Source organism: Arsenophonus endosymbiont of Crataerina pallida (assembly GCF_964020125.1).
GTDB classification, from domain to species: Bacteria; Pseudomonadota; Gammaproteobacteria; order Enterobacterales; family Enterobacteriaceae; genus Arsenophonus; species Arsenophonus nilaparvatae.
Window position 1 is genome coordinate 739,337 of sequence record NZ_OZ026540.1, and the last position, 13,514, is coordinate 752,850.

The following is a 13,514-nucleotide window of genomic DNA, read 5'->3' on the forward strand; positions in this document are numbered from 1 at the left end:
CAAAAGTTCGTTATTTTGCTCTATTAATCAAAAACACTTATTAACAAAATTGCACTAACATTGACTTTAAATTTACTTATTATTATTTATTCACTTTCTTATTGATAAGAATTATTAGGGGTTTTATTTTGCTTTTTAATTTACTTAACTAATATGAAATTCTCTTTAGCCAAGTATATTTAACAAATTAATCCGTTCTGATTAGTTAGATTGGAAAGTTATTGTCATGTTGATGTGTAGTTAAGCTATTTTATGATATTATAGACAACTGACTCTAAAAAAATATTAGATGAATTGCTAGTAGGTTAATCTCATGAATGATTTTCTTCCTTTTTCTCGCCCAGCAATAGGTGACGAAGAGATCCGGGCGGTAGAAAATGTATTACGTTCTGGTTGGATCACCACCGGGCCGCAAAATCATCAACTCGAAGAAGACTTTCGCCATAAATTTGGTTGTCGGCATGCGATTGCTTTTTGTTCGGCAACAGCGGGTATGCATATAACGCTTATGGCCTTAGGAATTGATCCTGGAGATGAAGTTATTACCCCCTCATTAACATGGGTTTCAACCATTAATATGATCACCTTGTTAGGGGCACATCCAGTCATGATTGATGTAGATCGTGACACTTTAATGGTTCAGCCTGATGTCGTTGAGAAGGCGATTACCCCTAAGACAAAAGCGATTATTCCGGTACATTACGCCGGGGCGCCATGCGATCTTGATGCGTTACGTGAGATTGCACAAAGAAACAATATCGCATTGATCGAGGATGCGGCTCATGCCGTAGGTACTCAGTATCAAAGTGAATGGATTGGTCAACAGGGCACCGCCATTTTTTCATTTCATGCGATTAAAAATATCACTTGTGCCGAAGGCGGTTTAGTCGCTACCGATGATGATGCCTTGGCCACACGTCTGCGATGTTTAAAATTTCATGGTTTAGGTGTAGATGCCTTCGATCGACAAATACAAGGTCGTAAACCACAGGCTGAGGTCGTTGAACCTGGATTTAAATATAATCTCTCTGATATTCATGCGGCAATTGCTGTTGTTCAATTAACAAAGTTAACACAGATAAATAAACGTCGTGCAGAGCTTGTTGCTTATTATCGACAAGCGCTTGCCAATCTGCCGTTAAAAATGTTGGATGTACCCGATTATCCCCATTTACATGCCAATCATCTGTTTATGGTTCGAGTCGATAAAGCTGTCTGTGGTATTGACCGTGATAGTTTTATGGAACGCTTAAAAGAAAAGAATATTGGTACTGGTCTACATTTCCGAGCGGCTCATACGCAAAAATATTATAGAGAACATTATCCATCGCTTTCTCTACCTAATTCTGAATGGAACTCGAAGACCTTATGTTCATTGCCACTATTCCCTGACATGCGTGTTCAAGATGTTGATCGCGTTGTTGCTGCTATTAATGAAATTTTTTCGGAGCCGAGATAGTGTCTTTTCAAAATGATTTTGAAGAAATAAAAAAAGTTTCTATCGTTATCCCTATTTATAACGAAGAGCAAAGCTTACCCCAGTTATTGGAAAGAACATTGGCTGCTTGTCAGAGATTGAAACAGCCATATGAATTAATTTTAGTTGATGATGGTAGTGCTGATAATTCAGCTAGATTGCTGATGGATGCTGCTGAAAATCCGGCAAATCACGTTATCGCAGTGATTTTAAATCGTAACTATGGTCAACATTCTGCCATTATGGCTGGTTTTAAACAGGCAACCGGTGATCTTGTGATCACCTTAGATGCTGATTTACAAAACCCGCCTGAAGAAATTCCACATCTGGTACAAGTAGCGGAAGAAGGCTATGACGTAGTCGGGACCAGACGGATGAATCGGCAAGATTCTTGGTTTCGTAAAACAGCGTCAAAAATCATTAATGCCATGATCACCAAAGCAACTGGGCGCACCATGGGCGATTATGGCTGCATGTTGCGTGCTTATCGGCGTAATATTATTAATGCGATGCTACAGTGTCATGAACGCAGTACATTTATTCCCATTTTAGCAAATACGTTTGCTAAAAGAACGATCGAAATTGATGTTGCCCATGCAGAACGTGAGTTTGGTGATTCAAAATATAGCTTGATGAAGCTAGTAAATTTAATGTTTGATTTACTCACTTGTTTAACTACTACTCCGTTACGTTTGTTGAGTGTAGTCGGTAGTTTTATTGCGGCAAGTGGATTTTTACTGGCGGTTCTGTTAATTATTTTGCGTCTTATTTTTGGTGCAATGTGGGCTGCAGAGGGTGTTTTTACGCTGTTTGCTATTCTATTCATATTTATTGGCGTGCAATTTATTGCCATGGGACTACTCGGTGAATATATTGGCAGAATGTACAATGATGTTCGTGCCCGACCCCGTTACTTTATTCAAAAGATAGTTGGTGTTCATCTAGATACTGACGAAAATCAGGAAAAAAAATAATGAAAGCTATTGTTTTTGCTTACCATGATATTGGTTGTGTGGGATTAAAGGCGCTACAGAAGGCGGGCTTTGAAATTCAGGCTGTTTTTACACATACAGATGATCCTAAAGAGAATCATTTCTTTTCCTCAGTTGCACGCTTGGGGGCTGAGATGGGCTTATCTGTATTTGCGCCAGAAAATGTCAATCATTCACTTTGGATTGAGCGTATTGAGAAAATGCAACCGGATGTTATTTTCTCTTTTTACTATCGCCACATGCTTAGTCAAGAGTTATTGGCGTTAGCCCCTAAAGGTGCTTTTAACTTGCATGGTTCTTTATTGCCTAAATATCGTGGTCGTGTGCCGATTAATTGGGCTATTTTGCATGGTGAAACAGAAACGGGTGTCACATTACATAAGATGATAGCCAAGCCGGATGCGGGTGATATTGTTGCACAGAAAAAAATTTCTATTGATGCAACAGATACCGCATTAGTGTTACATGAGAAAATTCGTCAGGTGGCTGAACAGCTTTTGGCTGATACATTACCCTTAATTAAAATGGGTGATTATTCAGCAACGCCACAAGATGAAAGTAAGGCAACCTATTTTGGCCGTCGTAGCGCTGAAGATGGTTTAATTGATTGGTCGAAATCTGCTACCGAAGTGAATAACTTAGTACGAGCGGTAACCGAGCCATATCCAGGTGCATTTACTTATTTGGCTGAGAGTAAAATGATTGTCTGGCGTGCCCGTGTGCTAGAAAAATCACACGATAAATTACCGGGTACAATCATTTCTACCGAACCATTGCAAATAGCTTGTGGTCAAGGTGTGCTTGAAATTCTGACCGGGCAGAGTGGAGCTGGATTATACGTTGAAGGATCGCGTTTAGCGGCTGAAATGGGAATTGTCAATGGCGTGCGTGTTGGTGCTAGACCGACGACACAGGTAAAACGGCGTAAGCGTGTTTTGATCTTGGGTGTAAATGGTTTTATTGGTAATCATTTAACCGAACGTTTATTAGCAGATGGTCACTATGATATCTATGGTTTGGATATTAGTTCTTCTGCTGTTGCACGTTTTATTAATGATCCCCGTTTTGGTGATGATCAGCGTTTTCATTTTGTTGAAGGCGATATCAGTATTCATACTGAGTGGATTGAATATCATATTAAAAAATGTGACATCATTTTACCACTGGTTGCTATTGCAACACCGATTGAATATACCCGCAATCCATTAAAAGTTTTCGAGTTAGATTTTGAAGAAAACTTAAAGATAGTGCGTTATTGTGTAAAATATAATAAACGTATTATTTTCCCATCAACTTCTGAAGTTTATGGGATGTGTGATGATAAAGAATTTGATGAAGATACTTCTCGTTTAATTGTCGGGCCAATTAACAAACAGCGTTGGATTTATTCTGTTTCTAAACAGCTATTAGATCGCGTTATTTGGGCATATGGTGTTAAAGAAGGGTTGAAATTCACTCTATTTAGACCGTTTAATTGGATGGGCCCACGTCTCGATAGTTTACATTCTGCCCGTATTGGTAGTTCACGAGCGATTATCCAACTAATTTTAAATCTGGTCGAAGGTTCACCGATAAAATTAGTTGATGGCGGCGCTCAGAAGCGTTGTTTCACCGATATTAAAGATGGTATTGAAGCATTATTTCGTATTATTGAAAATAAAGATGAAAAATGCGATGGTCAAATTATTAATATTGGTAATCCAACCAATGAAGCAAGCATTGCTCAATTAGCTGATATGCTACTTGACAGTTTTGAAAAACATCCGTTACGTAAACACTTTCCTCCATTTGCTGGTCTTAAAAAGATTGAAAGTAGTAGTTATTATGGTAAAGGATATCAAGATGTTGAGCACCGTAGACCGAGTATTGAAAATGCCCGGCGCTTGCTCGATTGGGAGCCAACTGTTGATATGAAACAGACTATTGATGAAACTTTAGATTTCTTTTTGCAAGCTGCGACGGAAGAATTAGGTAAAAAATAATGAAGAAAATTGGCTTAAGAATTGATGTGGATACCTATCAAGGTACCAAAGAAGGTGTGCCAAAGTTACTTAAAGTGCTCGCTAAATATCAAATTCGAGCCAGTTTTTTTTTCAGTGTCGGTCCAGATAACATGGGGCGTCATTTATGGCGCCTGTTTCGACCTAAATTTTTATGGAAAATGTTAAGATCGAATGCGACATCACTCTATGGTTGGGATATTTTATTAGCCGGTACAGCCTGGTCAGGTAAAAAAATAGCCAATGATCTAGGTTACTTAATGAAACAAACATTGGATGCAGGTCATGAAGTTGGGCTACATGCATGGGATCATCAAGGCTGGCAAGCTAATGTAGGTAAATGGCCAAGAACCAAATTAGTCGAACAAATTAAATTAGGCGTGGATGCGCTTGAAGCCGCAACGGGCGCTACCGTGAAATGTTCAGCTGTCGCTGGTTGGCGGGCCGATGAACGCGTATTAACGGCGAAAGAAAATTTTAAATTTGACTATAATAGTGATTGCCGTGGTACCCATCCTTTTCGTCCTATTTTAGCGGATGGTTCGATTGGTACTGTACAAATTCCAGTAACACTACCGACTTATGATGAAGTTGTTGGCACTTTGGTTAAAGATGAAAACTTTAATGATTTTATTATTAACGCGATGCAGGAAGATGCAGGAACGCCTGTTTATACTATTCATACTGAAGTAGAAGGTATGTCTAAATCGATGCAATTTGACAGCTTACTAGCGAGAATGATTGCAGAACAAATGGTATTTTGTCCGTTGCGTGAATTAATACCTAATGATATTGATTCTTTACCACACGGAAAAATTATTCGTTCATCTTTTCCAGGTCGTGAGGGTTGGCTAGGGTGTCAACACGAGGTATAGCGCTTGATGTTAACTAATCAGTTACAAAAAACAGGTGCTTTTTTATTAGCACTTTTTTTTATTTTTACCTATTTAGTACCGTTAAATGGCCGACTGCTGTGGCAGCCAGATGAAACGCGTTACGCAGAAATTAGCCGAGAAATGTTGCAAAAAGGTGATTGGATTGTGCCTTACTTGCTTAATATTCGCTATTTTGAAAAGCCAGTGGCCGGATATTGGATAAATAATATCAGTCAAATGATATTTGGTGATACCAATTTTGCTGTTCGTTTTGGTGCTGTGTTTGCAACTATGATCAGCGCTGGTTTAATTTACTGGTTAGCGATGGTAATGTGGCGTAATCGAAATGTCGCGTTTGTTGCTACTTTGATGTATGTTTCGATGTTTTTGGTTTTTGCGGTTGGCTCCTATAGCGTACTCGATCCGATACTTACCATGTGGCTTACAGCTTGTATGCTATGTTGTTTTTGGTTATTAAAAGCATCAACGGTTGCTGCAAAGTTACTTGCCTGGGCAGTTATGGGGCTTACCTGTGGTATGGCATTTATGACCAAGGGTTTTTTAGCCTTAGCTATCCCGGTTATTGTCATGCTGCCAATTATGCTGTATCAAAAACGTTTTACTGAGATGCTCAAATTTGGTGGCATAGCCATCATCAGTGCGACATTAATAAGCCTTCCTTGGGCATTAGCTGTCAATCAATATGAACCGGATTATTGGCATTACTTTTTCTGGGTAGAACATATTCAGCGCTTCTCATCAGAGGATGCCCAACATAAAGCGCCTATTTGGTTTTATATTCCCATTATTTTACTTGGTGTAATACCTTGGTTAGGGCTTTTACCTGGTACATTATTAAAAAGTTGGCGGGAACGAAAAATCAAACCGGATATGTTTTTTCTGCTTTGTTGGTTTATTGTCCCTTTTGTATTTTTTAGTATCGCTAAGGGTAAATTACTTACTTATATGTTGCCGGTGATGGCACCGCTTGCATTAATGATGGCAAAATATGCGGTTGATTGTGTTAAAAATCGCAATTTGACAGCCATTAAATTTAACGGTTTTACCAATATCGCTTTTGCCATATTGGCAATTATTACTTTGATTATTATGGGGTTATTTGTTGAGCATCCTTTATATACCCCGTTGGAGTGGCCAAAACTGGCATTAGGTATAACGGTTTTTTGCATTTGGCTGATTATTGGCTATTTTAGTCTGATATCCAATGCCAGGTATTGGCTGTGGGGCGCGGCATGTTCTTTAGCCTTGAGCTTATCAATAAGTTATGCATTACCGCAAGATACTATTGATTCTAAGTTACCGCAGCAATTAATTCGGCAAAATATATCTTTGTTGGAAGAAAGTAAGTTTGTGCTAGCAGATAATGTTGGATTAGGCGCAGCTTTGGCATGGGAATTACATCAAGGTGATATTTATTTATATGAAAGATCAGGTGAATTAAGATACGGCTTAAATTATCCCGATAGCCAATTTCGCTTAATCAAACAAGGAAATTTTGCTAAATGGCTTAGCTTGTCACGGAAAGAAGGACAAATTTCAGTGGTTCTTTTATTACGTAGAAATGAAGGGCTGCCTGATGATATTCCTAAGCCTGATCATGTAGTTCGCAATACAAGAATGGCAATAATGACCTATTATCAGCAACCATGACACATTTTTTCTTATTGATAATTGTTAGCCTGTTAACTTGCATTGGACAGGTTTGCCAAAAGCAAGCGGTGATATATTGGCAAAGTGGTTTGCCGGCAAAAAATAGTTTAGCCATTAAATGGCTGCTAATAGCGATTATTTTGCTTGCGTTAGGCATGCTATTTTGGCTTAAATTACTACAAATTTTACCGCTTAGTATTGCTTATCCTATGTTAAGTATTAACTTTGTTATCGTTACACTGATTGGACAATTTATTTATCAAGAGAAGATCAGTATCAAACATTGGATCGGCGTATTTATTATCATGTTGGGTATAGTTTTATTAAATATATGAAAGGCTACTTTTGGGGTATCGGTAGTGTAATATTGATCACTTTAGCTCAGCTTTGTTTAAAAGCTGGAGTAACTATATTACCTGAGTTTAAATTAAATCATCAGTGGATGGATGTTAATTGGTTACTTGAAAATCTTCCGGCGTTTGGGCTGATTTTTATCGGTTTAATTGGCTATGTGCTTTCGATGGTTTGCTGGCTATTTGCCTTGAAATTTTTAGCATTAAGTAAAGCTTATCCACTGATTAGTTTAAGCTATGTACTAGTTTATTTATTCGCAGTTACTTTGCCTTGGTTTAATGAATCGGCGACATTGATTAAATTTGTCGGTGTAGTATTTATTTTACTTGGTATTTGGATTATTTCTCGGCCTGAAGTAACGCGAAAATAAAGCTAAAAAACTGAGCAGAATACTTATTTTTATAGCCAGTGTATTGCTTAAAAATAGCGATTACCGATTAATAAAAACTTGTTTTTTATTAAACACTGATTAAAGTCTATTTAATTATCCTATTAAGCGATAAAGGTGCTTTATGCTAATAAGAATTAAACACCTGCTTTTTTTATTTTACCTTACTTTAATTGGCTGTTCTTCTTCAGTAAACAAAACAGCTCCGCCGTTAAAAAGCCAACTTTCTGATCCTATTATGACCATCGCTCAACTTAAAGAACAACTATCACAATGGTATGGTACGCCATATCGTTATGGTGGTTTAGCATCAAGTGGAATTGATTGTTCAGGCTTTGTTTATCGAACTTTTAGTGATCGTTTTGCCATTCAATTACCGCGCACGACAATAGCTCAAACCACTTATGGCACCCGTATTAATATTAAGGATCTTATGCCGGGCGATTTGGTTTTTTTTAAAACCGGCTCAGGTGAAAATGGTCTACATGTTGGTATTTATGATACGGATAATACTTTTATTCATGCCTCAACTAGCAAAGGTGTTATTCGCTCTTCGTTAAACAATATATACTGGCGCAAGGTTTTCTGGCAGGCACGCCGTATTTAAGTGTCATTTTTAGTTATAATAACTTTTTGGTTTTTGCTATAACAAAATGAATATAGGTTGGCAAAATTCTTATGGCTTCAATACGTCTTCTTATTTCTGAATCATTTGATCCCTGGTTTAATTTAGCTGTTGAAGAGGCTATTTTTCGCCAAATGTCAGTCAAGCAGCGGATTATGTTTCTTTGGCGCAATAATAATACTGTCGTTATTGGTCGGGCACAAAATCCATGGAAAGAGTGTAATACACGTAAAATGGCCCAAGATGGAGTCAAATTAGCTCGCCGCCGCAGTGGTGGTGGTGCGGTTTTTCATGATTTGGGAAACACCTGTTTTACCTTTATGGCGGGTAAACCAGCCTATGATAAAACTATTTCAACACAAATTATTATTGCAGGACTAGCTGAGGTTGGGATAAAGGCTCAAGTTTCAGGTCGAAATGATCTAGTTGTCCATTCCGCCCATGGTGAGCGTAAAATTTCCGGATCAGCTTATTTTGAAACACACGATCGCGGTTTTCATCATGGCACTTTACTTATTAATACAGATTTAAACCGTTTAGCCAGTTATTTAAATCCGGATCCGAAGAAATTAATTAGTAAAGGCATTACCTCCGTACGTTCTAGGGTAATGAATTTAGCTGAAATTGATGTTCAGATTAGTCATCAGGCAATTTGTAACGCCTTAGCAAACAATTTTTTTAACTATTATGATGAGGTAGTGAAGGCAGAAATAATTTCACCAACCAATTTTCCTGATTTACCCGGTTTTATTGACATTTATGCTGAACAATCTAGTTGGGAGTGAAATTTTGGTCACGCGCCAGCTTTTAGTCATATACTTGAAACCCGATTTGCCTGGGGTGGTGTTGAACTTCATTTTGATATTGATAAAGGAAAAATTTCAACTAGCAAAATTTATACGGATAGTTTAGATCCATCGCCATTAGAGCTTTTTGGTCAAAAGTTGATTGGCAAAAAATACCAACCAGCGACAATTAAGCAATTAATCGCTGAGATCCAGTTTCAATATCCAAATTTTCATCAGCAGCTTATACAATTCGAAAATTGGTTAGTCAATGAAATAGCATGAATCAAATTAATGATTGTTAATTATTAGCATCCATTGCTGGAAAGAGATATATTCAAGCATAATTTTATTGCAAACAGCCGTAAAGCCAGCATTTAGAATGGCATATAATAACTTAAGTCTAAAAATTAATAATTCTAGATTAGTCCATAAATTGATTAAAGTCGGGTAACTGCCCATTTTGGCGAAATTTAGCCGGTGTAGTATTAAAATGTTTTTTAAAAATGCGGGTAAAAGTTGCTTGCGAACTAAAACCGTATTGTAGGGCTATATCCAAAATAGAAAATTTATCTTCTCGTAATAACCTGGCTGCTTCCAGTAATCGACGTTTACGAACATATTCACCTAAAGTGCAACCTTTTAATTGTTTAAAGATCCGTTGTAAATGCCATTTAGAATAACCACTTTTATTAGCAATGGTATCAATCTTAATGCCTTCATTTCGTTGTAATTGGCTTTCTAGCCAATTAACAATATCATTGATTACATTTTCCGACATGTTCACCTTCCACAATCAGTGGGTAAATAGCCTAACTATAAAGAATTATTGATTTATTTATAAGTTCTATTTTATGATTTTTGATATTTATAGATAGGCAAAAAATGCCATTTGTAATTAATAAAAATTATTATCATCAGTCTATATTCTATTCTATTCTATTCTATTCTATTCTATTTTAAAATAATGTAATCAATCAATCAATCAATTAAATGGTTAGCTATTTTGTTAGTAAATATTACACATTAAAGATTTTCAATTAATAATTTTTGTTAGTAATGGTTAAAACTTTTATTGTTTAGTGTCTGTTTGCTATCATTTTTAACCTAAAAAAGCATTAAAAACATAGATGTGTATTAATTATTTAATAAATTAAATATTTTGATAAACGATACTAAATCCGATAATGATTAGGGTAACACCGCCAATCATTTCGGCTTTTTTTCCTAATAATGGACCAATATAACGACCTAATAATATTCCAAGTGTTGCCATAATCATGGTCATTAGTCCGATTGCCATCGCTGTATGGATGATATTAATTTGCAAAAAGGCCAGACTGACACCAATAGCCATTGCATCCAGACTGGTTGCTAAGGCAGTAGTAATAAGGGTAAAAGAATTGTGACAGTGAATAGGTTGAGGTTTGCTATTGTTTTTTGCATGATGGTAACTTTGATATATCATTTGGCTACCCAACATGAATAATAGACTAAACGCTATCCAATGATTCCACTTAATAATATATTGGTTGGCCAATAGTCCCAAACTCCAGCCAATGATGGGAGTGATGGCCTCAATAATACCAAAAATAAAACCAGTTCTTATTGCTTCACGTAAAGAGGGATTAAACAAGCTAGCACCTTTGCAAACAGATGCAGCAAAAGCATCCATCGATAATGCAAGAGATAAAGCTAGGGTTGCGTATAAGTTCATTATACCGTCTCAGTTGGAAAGTTATCCATACACATATTTTTACTTCCAACCTAGAGTAAAAATATGTGTATGGTCTCGCCAACCTTGTCAGGTATTCATGCCACGTTATGGATCATAACGAGTATGTTGACATGAAATTTCTAAATTAATCGCTAATAGACAATTTTATTTAGAACAGGCTACTCCCCAATGACTTATCACAAAAGATATCATAAAAATAATAAAAGGCAATTATTTAAATTTTTATTAATTTATAAAATTAATATCATTTAATTTTTAATAAAAATAATAATTCTAGTTGATTAAATGTATAAGAATAATTAACAATATTATTTATATTTATTTATTATTGATCATAAAATTGTAAATTTTATCTAAATCATCAAACTGTTTAACAGCAATATAAATTTTTCTTTTTGCTAAACCGACTATTAATATTCCATCTTTCGATAAATTAATTATTTTAATATTTTCGTACAATATATAGACATTATTGTAGTAAAAACCTTTATCTTTAAAATAAAGCTTAGGATAACGAATGAATGTTAAGTAAACAGCAATAATAATGGTAATCATTAATAAATAGGTTGTTAGCTGACTACCATATTGAATAATATTATGATAAATAACAATCGCGATCAGTATAATAAAAATAACGGCATCGATTCTATTTTTACGCCTTAACTTTATTTTTAATTTTGTTTTTCCATTTAATAAGTTAACAATCAATTCTTCATAGATAGCATAAGTTAGCATTAGTAGGATCAAGACAGTCAATACAATATTATTCATATTCATATTCATATTCATATTCATAAGCAAAGACTCCAATCGATTATTAATCTGCTGTAAAGATAAAATTAAAAACGGGAGGTTGCAACCTCCCGCAATTGACAATTAAGAAATTGAGTCTGTTAGCCTAAAAATCCAGCCCAATAGCCAACAATGCCTAGAATAAAGAAACCAATGATAATCCATAGTGGATTAACCTTGCGTCTCAATAACCACATACAACCAAAGGTTAGTAATAATGGCACTAAACCCGGTATTAATTGATTAAGGATAGTTTGTACGGTGGTAATTGTTACCTCACCAGTATTTGGATTTTTTATCTCTGATACGACTAAAGGGATATTAACATTAGTCCACTTATTGACTAATGCGCCCATGACAAATAGCCCTAGGATAGAAGCACCTTCGGTCATTTTTTGTAAAAAGCCACCCCCCATGTCATGAACAATATCGAGCCCTTTTTTATAGCCATAGGTAACACCGTAATAACGGGTTAATAAGCGAACTAAATTAAACAAAATAAAAAATAGTAGCGGTCCTAGTAGACTACCTGACATTGCAATTCCGGCGCCTAGAGCCGCAAATACTGGACGTACTGTGCCCCAAAAAATAGGGTCACCAACGCCCGCTAGAGGGCCCATTAAACCTACTTTGATACCATTAATTGCACCATCATCGATATCCGCGCCATTAGCTCTTTGCTCTTCCATCGCTATGGTGACACCTAAAACAGGCGCTGCTACATAAGGATGAGTATTAAAAAACTCAAGATGGCGTTTAATGGCTTGTTTACGTTCTTCACTGTTTTCAGGGTATAAACGGCGGATCACTGGGATCATTGAAAAACAAAAGCCCAGGGCTTGCATACGTTCAAAGTTCCACGATCCTTGAAAAAGATTGGAACGTAAAAAAACTCCGCGAATATCACCAGCAGTAAGCTTTTTTAGATTTGTTTGGTTTACTGAAGTTGTATCTGCCATTATTACATTCCTTAATTAATCTAATTCATTATCTAAATCACTATTGCCGTTATTTTGCGAAGCAGCAATTTGTGATTGGTTGTATTTTGGACTGAGTTGAATATAGAGAATAGCCATCACAACACCAATCACGCCTAGTGCAACTAGGTTGAAATTGGTAAATGCAGCAGTTACAAAGCCCAAGTAGAAGAATGGCATTAGATAACCTGCACGCATCATATTGATTACCATAGCGTAACCGACAACAACGATCATACCGCCAGCAATATTCAACCCTTTAGTGACAACCTCAGGAATTGAATCCAGTAGGTGTTGGACTTCTGAAGTACCTACAGAGATAGCAACAATTAAAGAAGGAATAGCAATACGCATAGCCTGTAATAACAGAGCTAAGATATGAATTATGGTTAATGCACGTAAATTAGCAGATAATGCAGCGCGATCAGATGCATGTTGGAATGCAACAGTGATTGTCCGAACAATAACGGTCAATACTTGTCCTGCGGCAGCTAAAGGAATTGCTAGTGCAATACCGGTACCAATATCCTGCCCGCCGGCAATAACCAGAATGGTAGAAATAATTGAGGCTAGGGCGGCATTGGGAGCCATGGCCGCACCGATATTCATCCATCCGAGCGCGATCATTTCCAGCGTGCCGCCGATAATTATCCCTGTTTTTAGATCACCAAGTACGAGACCAATTAGTGCACAAGCAATTAAAGGACGATGAAATTGGAATTCATCTAGCACAGAACCCATACCTGCAATACAGGCAACAAGGAAAACGAGTATGATTTGAACAACGGTAAGCTCCATTGTTTATCTCCTGTAACCAACAACGTTGGTGAATCTATTTTT

13 protein-coding genes, 1 pseudogene and 1 riboswitch are annotated in these 13,514 nt (G+C 36.6%); of the genes and pseudogenes, 9 read left to right on the top strand and 5 right to left on the bottom strand.

Annotation, left to right across the window (positions count from 1 at the left end; genetic code table 11):
- The first annotated feature begins 313 nt into the window (after nt 1-313).
- The 9 genes and pseudogenes from arnB (at nt 314) to AACL31_RS03765 (ending at nt 9,452) form a co-directional block, all read left to right on the top strand.
- Nucleotides 314-1,459, top strand: coding sequence for a UDP-4-amino-4-deoxy-L-arabinose aminotransferase (gene arnB, locus AACL31_RS03725; RefSeq protein ID WP_310512099.1), 1,146 nt, complete (start codon nt 314-316; stop codon nt 1,457-1,459).
- Nucleotides 1,459-2,451 (top strand): undecaprenyl-phosphate 4-deoxy-4-formamido-L-arabinose transferase, encoded by a 993-nt coding sequence (arnC, locus tag AACL31_RS03730; RefSeq protein WP_339053754.1) that lies wholly within the window; start codon nt 1,459-1,461, stop codon nt 2,449-2,451. The genes arnB and arnC overlap by 1 nt, the downstream gene beginning before the upstream one ends.
- Entirely contained in the window at nt 2,451-4,451 is a 2,001-nt protein-coding gene (arnA, locus tag AACL31_RS03735) for a bifunctional UDP-4-amino-4-deoxy-L-arabinose formyltransferase/UDP-glucuronic acid oxidase ArnA (protein WP_310512097.1), read from the top strand. Before arnC ends, arnA begins: the two co-directional genes overlap by 1 nt.
- Nucleotides 4,451-5,344: a 4-deoxy-4-formamido-L-arabinose-phosphoundecaprenol deformylase gene (arnD, locus tag AACL31_RS03740; RefSeq protein WP_310512096.1), complete on the top strand. Its 894-nt coding sequence runs from the start codon at nt 4,451-4,453 to the stop codon at nt 5,342-5,344. The genes arnA and arnD overlap by 1 nt, the downstream gene beginning before the upstream one ends.
- 6 nt (nt 5,345-5,350) lie before the next feature.
- A complete protein-coding gene (arnT, locus tag AACL31_RS03745) occupies nt 5,351-7,015 on the top strand; it encodes a lipid IV(A) 4-amino-4-deoxy-L-arabinosyltransferase (protein ID WP_310512108.1) in 1,665 nt (554 codons plus the stop codon).
- Nucleotides 7,012-7,350, top strand: coding sequence for a 4-amino-4-deoxy-L-arabinose-phosphoundecaprenol flippase subunit ArnE (gene arnE, locus AACL31_RS03750; protein WP_310509140.1), 339 nt, complete (start codon nt 7,012-7,014; stop codon nt 7,348-7,350). The genes arnT and arnE overlap by 4 nt, the downstream gene beginning before the upstream one ends.
- A complete protein-coding gene (gene arnF, locus AACL31_RS03755) occupies nt 7,347-7,739 on the top strand; it encodes a 4-amino-4-deoxy-L-arabinose-phosphoundecaprenol flippase subunit ArnF (protein WP_290607529.1) in 393 nt (130 codons plus the stop codon). Before arnE ends, arnF begins: the two co-directional genes overlap by 4 nt.
- Nucleotides 7,740-7,881: 142 nt before the next feature.
- On the top strand, nt 7,882-8,364 hold the full coding sequence (locus tag AACL31_RS03760; RefSeq protein ID WP_310512095.1) for a C40 family peptidase: 483 nt from the start codon (nt 7,882-7,884) through the stop codon (nt 8,362-8,364).
- Nucleotides 8,365-8,435: 71 nt separating this feature from the next.
- Nucleotides 8,436-9,452, top strand: a pseudogene (locus AACL31_RS03765) (lipoate--protein ligase).
- Between the two features lie 139 nt (nt 9,453-9,591).
- On the opposite strand, the gene AACL31_RS03770 reads toward AACL31_RS03765, so the two are convergent.
- The 5 genes from AACL31_RS03770 to AACL31_RS03790 all read right to left on the bottom strand — a co-directional run bounded on the left by AACL31_RS03770 (nt 9,592) and on the right by AACL31_RS03790 (nt 13,472).
- On the bottom strand, nt 9,592-9,948 hold the full coding sequence (locus AACL31_RS03770) for a helix-turn-helix domain-containing protein (RefSeq protein WP_026821639.1): 357 nt from the start codon (nt 9,946-9,948) through the stop codon (nt 9,592-9,594).
- 372 nt (nt 9,949-10,320) lie between these two features.
- Nucleotides 10,321-10,884, bottom strand: a complete 564-nt coding sequence (mntP, locus tag AACL31_RS03775; protein WP_310512094.1) for a manganese efflux pump MntP — start codon at nt 10,882-10,884, stop codon at nt 10,321-10,323.
- A 47-nt stretch (nt 10,885-10,931) separates the two neighbouring features.
- A riboswitch (yybP-ykoY riboswitch) is annotated at nt 10,932-11,084 on the bottom strand.
- Between the two features lie 139 nt (nt 11,085-11,223).
- Nucleotides 11,224-11,682, bottom strand: a complete 459-nt coding sequence (locus AACL31_RS03780) for a DUF986 family protein (protein WP_310512107.1) — start codon at nt 11,680-11,682, stop codon at nt 11,224-11,226.
- A 116-nt stretch (nt 11,683-11,798) separates the two neighbouring features.
- Nucleotides 11,799-12,656 carry a PTS mannose transporter subunit IID gene (locus tag AACL31_RS03785; RefSeq protein ID WP_310512093.1) on the bottom strand — a complete coding sequence of 286 codons (858 nt, stop codon included), beginning with the start codon at nt 12,654-12,656 and terminating at the stop codon, nt 11,799-11,801.
- Between the two features lie 15 nt (nt 12,657-12,671).
- A complete protein-coding gene (locus AACL31_RS03790) occupies nt 12,672-13,472 on the bottom strand; it encodes a PTS mannose/fructose/sorbose transporter subunit IIC (protein WP_310512092.1) in 801 nt (266 codons plus the stop codon).
- Between the last annotated feature and the right edge of the window lie 42 nt (nt 13,473-13,514).

What these genes read in the sequence shown, in the direction of transcription:
- arnB (WP_310512099.1), top strand. Translation starts at nt 314, where the DNA reads ATGAATGATTTTCTTCCTTTTTCTCGCCCAGCAATAGGTGACGAAGAG.
- arnA (WP_310512097.1), top strand. Translation starts at nt 2,451, where the DNA reads ATGAAAGCTATTGTTTTTGCTTACCATGATATTGGTTGTGTGGGATTA.
- arnD (WP_310512096.1), top strand. Translation starts at nt 4,451, where the DNA reads ATGAAGAAAATTGGCTTAAGAATTGATGTGGATACCTATCAAGGTACC.
- arnT (WP_310512108.1), top strand. Translation starts at nt 5,351, where the DNA reads ATGTTAACTAATCAGTTACAAAAAACAGGTGCTTTTTTATTAGCACTT.
- arnE (WP_310509140.1), top strand. Translation starts at nt 7,012, where the DNA reads ATGACACATTTTTTCTTATTGATAATTGTTAGCCTGTTAACTTGCATT.
- arnF (WP_290607529.1), top strand. Translation starts at nt 7,347, where the DNA reads ATGAAAGGCTACTTTTGGGGTATCGGTAGTGTAATATTGATCACTTTA.
- AACL31_RS03760 (WP_310512095.1), top strand. Translation starts at nt 7,882, where the DNA reads ATGCTAATAAGAATTAAACACCTGCTTTTTTTATTTTACCTTACTTTA.
- AACL31_RS03770 (WP_026821639.1), bottom strand. Translation starts at nt 9,948, where the DNA reads ATGTCGGAAAATGTAATCAATGATATTGTTAATTGGCTAGAAAGCCAA.
- mntP (WP_310512094.1), bottom strand. Translation starts at nt 10,884, where the DNA reads ATGAACTTATACGCAACCCTAGCTTTATCTCTTGCATTATCGATGGAT.
- AACL31_RS03780 (WP_310512107.1), bottom strand. Translation starts at nt 11,682, where the DNA reads ATGAATATGAATAATATTGTATTGACTGTCTTGATCCTACTAATGCTA.
- AACL31_RS03785 (WP_310512093.1), bottom strand. Translation starts at nt 12,656, where the DNA reads ATGGCAGATACAACTTCAGTAAACCAAACAAATCTAAAAAAGCTTACT.
- AACL31_RS03790 (WP_310512092.1), bottom strand. Translation starts at nt 13,472, where the DNA reads ATGGAGCTTACCGTTGTTCAAATCATACTCGTTTTCCTTGTTGCCTGT.